General features: G+C 44.3%; 3 protein-coding genes. 1 reads left to right on the top strand and 2 read right to left on the bottom strand.

Annotated features, from left to right (window positions below; genetic code table 11):
• Positions 1-891, bottom strand: an 891-nt coding sequence (locus tag KGY70_19460; GenBank protein ID MBS3777381.1) for a uroporphyrinogen decarboxylase family protein, incomplete at its 3' end; no start/stop codon positions are given.
• A gap of 92 nt (positions 892-983) precedes the next feature.
• On the bottom strand, positions 984-2,201 hold the full coding sequence (locus KGY70_19465; GenBank protein MBS3777382.1) for a hypothetical protein: 1,218 nt from the start codon (positions 2,199-2,201) through the stop codon (positions 984-986).
• Between the two features lie 504 nt (positions 2,202-2,705).
• Here KGY70_19465 and KGY70_19470 point away from each other — a divergent pair.
• Positions 2,706-3,308: a hypothetical protein gene (locus KGY70_19470; GenBank protein MBS3777383.1), complete on the top strand. Its 603-nt coding sequence runs from the start codon at positions 2,706-2,708 to the stop codon at positions 3,306-3,308.
• Positions 3,309-3,332 lie beyond the last annotated feature (24 nt).

The raw sequence follows: 3,332 nt of genomic DNA on the forward strand, positions 1-3,332 counted from the left end.
AAGTGTCCTGGAGATTTTTTTCACTTCTTCATACGAGCCGTCCTGAATATCCACAGGGTTGATGTTGCCGCAACGAATCACATCCGGTCCGACAATTTTATAAGCCTCTTCAAGATCTACCTGCCAGTCGAGGTCAAGGATGTCAACTCCCAGATCTTTGATTTCACTTAGCAGATGGGTTATGTCGCCACAGATGTGTAATTTTACCAGACCACCCTGTTCATGGATGAAGTCAACAATTTCCTTCTGGCGGTCTTTGACATAAGTTGCATAGGTGTTTGGATCAATCTGGGAGCAGATGGCATCTCCCATTCCGATGATATCGCATCCGGCTTCTAATTGAGCTTTGGCGAAGTCTTTGGCTGTAACGACGCATTTGTCCAGAAGGCTATTGGAAAAATCCGGATCGGTCATCAATTGCATAAGCATTTCCGAAACACCTGCAAGGTCTGCAGCTTCGGCAAGCGGACCTTCTATCCAGCCTATAACCGGTACTTCTCCCTTTAATAATTGCTGGTAATATTCGGCGCCTTTGATACGGTCACGGGTGCGTTCGCTTTTATACACATCAGGGTTTTTGAGCGCCTGAACGTCTTCATAGGAAGTAACAATTTTTGTATTGCAACGGGGTACAGCCTCAGGCAGGAACTCTACCGGCGCTCCGAAAGCTGAAGTCTCCCGGTAGGGATCCGATATCAAACCCACCATATCGGTGTCGAAATCTTCCATCACACGCATGTTCGATTCAACGAGCACCTTGTAGTCAGAAGCCAGCTCACCGTATGTATGGCCGGCATAACGGGCGGCAAAGTGCATCACGATCGGACGGAAAAGCGTCCGGTCAATAGGTTCACCCTTGAGAAGCCGGGAAAAACATTCTTTTTTATTCATATAATAGTCTTTTTATTAGCACCTTACTTCTTATTTCTTTGCATTTTTAGGCAGAAAATGAAATTAGGATTTCCAGTCTATCTAATTTAGGATCAATTGTTTCCATCCCCGTTGTAATATTCTGCCAGGCTCTTTATCAATATTTCACCCGACCGAATGTTGTTTTCTTTGGTATAGATGTTCCCGGCGCCTTCACAGAGCACGGATGAGATACCAAATTGTTTGTGCGGGCCGGCCGACCAGCTTACATAGCCATAACCCGGTTCTCCGGTGCGAACATCAAGGTCCTCGACAAGGGTATCGGGATCATGGCTCCTGATAATGTCCCGTAACCGGGTCCATTCTGCTACTTCATTCCCGATCTCCGGGCCGGGCCTTAAAAGAGGTTCCACCGGTCCCTGCCACGTGTGCATTGACCAAATGGTGGTTGCCGGTGCTTCCGATTGCATAATTTGCTCCAGATCCTTCTGGCTTATGTAAGCCTCGTGGGCCTGTTCCGTTGAGTCAGCACCTTCCGGCCTGTAACTGCGGTTCATGTCCACGCCTTCTGCATTGACACGGTACCATCCACGCGAAGGGCCATCTGGACTCATCATCGGAATGAAATGACAGATGGAATGCTTTCGGAATTCTGTGGCTTCATCACTGAGCAACCATTTTATCATTCCGATCATTCGCCACTGCGAGTTGTGCTCTCCCGGGTGCTGGTTTGCAAAATAATGTACCCAGCGTTCTTTTCGTGGCTGATCGCTCTCAGGATCGGTAATCTCCAGACGGTAGAGATTCCTTCCATGAATGGATTTTCCTAATGTGTTAACCTTTACGTAAGGGCTGGTGCGCCATTCTTTGATCATGCCCTCGAGCTGCTCAAAGGAAAGCGGAACCTGAGTACCACAGTGTACCTGGTCCTGTTTAAAAGTGGGAAAGATAAGCGAGTCCACTTTGGGCGACTCCTGATGGCCGTTTTCCCAGTGAATGGGCTGCCAGTTTTTCCCATCGTACGACCACGACTGGAAATATTCATTGAATGAATAGTTAGGAGGACCCTCTACAACAAGCCGCAGGGAATTTCCCTTTGCATTATCCAGAATTCGAAAATTTAGCTTGTTCGGCCAGTCCGTATGTTCCGGGGCATGACCCAGCTTAACCTTAAAATAATTGGTGCCCAGTTTTTCAATGGTGGTACCATCGGATCCCAGCGGCCCTTCAAAACTGAAATCATCTTCGGTTAGCTCTTCCGGTCCGCAGGAAGTAAGCATAATTATTATTCCGATAAGGAATACATGAACGGGTTTTGAGAAAATCTTCATTGTTTTCCGAAATTCAGGTCTCATAGCATGTTTTTATAATTGGTTAATACTTGAAATTGGTTCCATTTGACTGCCACAATATAATATTTTTTGATAATTATTCACAACATTTCTTTCTATGTGCCCCCGTCTGCCCGCATCAGGCGGGCATACGGGGGCAGGGATGGGGTTCAATTATAAAATGAATTGGGCGATAATAACAGGTTAAAACTTTTTTCTTTTATATTTAACAATCATATCATAAAACATTTTTGGACTTTAACTTGTAATATGCCATGTATTTATAATATATTTGTTGTCTTCGGGAATTTATTTAGAGTCTGTCTATAATATCCGCTGGCTGCGTTACGCTCGTTTTTCATGCCAGTCAATTACATCAAGTAAACTCCTGGCATTCAAAACTAGAAAGCCTTGCCAGCGAACATTCCAGACAAGACTCTTTCAAATCTCTTTGACTTTATGGACAAACACTATTTAAGTATAATCCTAAAAAAAGCAACCAAAATGAAAAAATTGACGTTATTCTTAGTATTATTATTTGGCGCTTTTCAGCTACAGGCGCAGGATGATGACGAGTATCACGAGCTGGATGTGAACCTCTTATATGGTCCGGGATATATAAATAACACCATGGGAATGTCCCTGCAGAATGAGGTGATCTATTCATTCCATGAAGAATTTGGTGTTGGTGCAAACCTTACTTACACCAACACCTATGAAGGTTTGAATGATGATATCCGTAGATTTGACAGCCCCCAGGATATTGGAGGATATCAGGAAATTAACAATATATCTTTGTATTCGGTGGGAATAAACGGATATTATACGCCGCTAAAATATGATGAACACAGGATCATACTGGGTACCGGCTTTAGTTTCAACTTTCAGAGAAATAACAAAGCCTATGCTGATGGAACCGGGGATGAAAGCTCCATGCGTATTGGCAATGAACGGCTTAGTGATATCGGACTGAATCTGGCGGTGAAGTACACTTACAACATCACCGATTGGTTTGCATTGGGCATAAACGGTTATGGGATTTTTTACGATCATTCCAGTGTGGCGGCAACCCTTTCCCTGGGATTTAAGGTTATTGAGGAAGATTAGTTTATCTTTCCGGCAGGTATGCAA

The sequence above is a fragment of the Bacteroidales bacterium genome, from assembly GCA_018334875.1.
Classification (GTDB): Bacteria; Bacteroidota; Bacteroidia; order Bacteroidales; family UBA12077; genus JAGXLC01.

What these genes read in the sequence shown, in the direction of transcription:
- KGY70_19465 (MBS3777382.1), bottom strand. Translation starts at nt 2,201, where the DNA reads ATGAAGATTTTCTCAAAACCCGTTCATGTATTCCTTATCGGAATAATA.
- KGY70_19470 (MBS3777383.1), top strand. Translation starts at nt 2,706, where the DNA reads ATGAAAAAATTGACGTTATTCTTAGTATTATTATTTGGCGCTTTTCAG.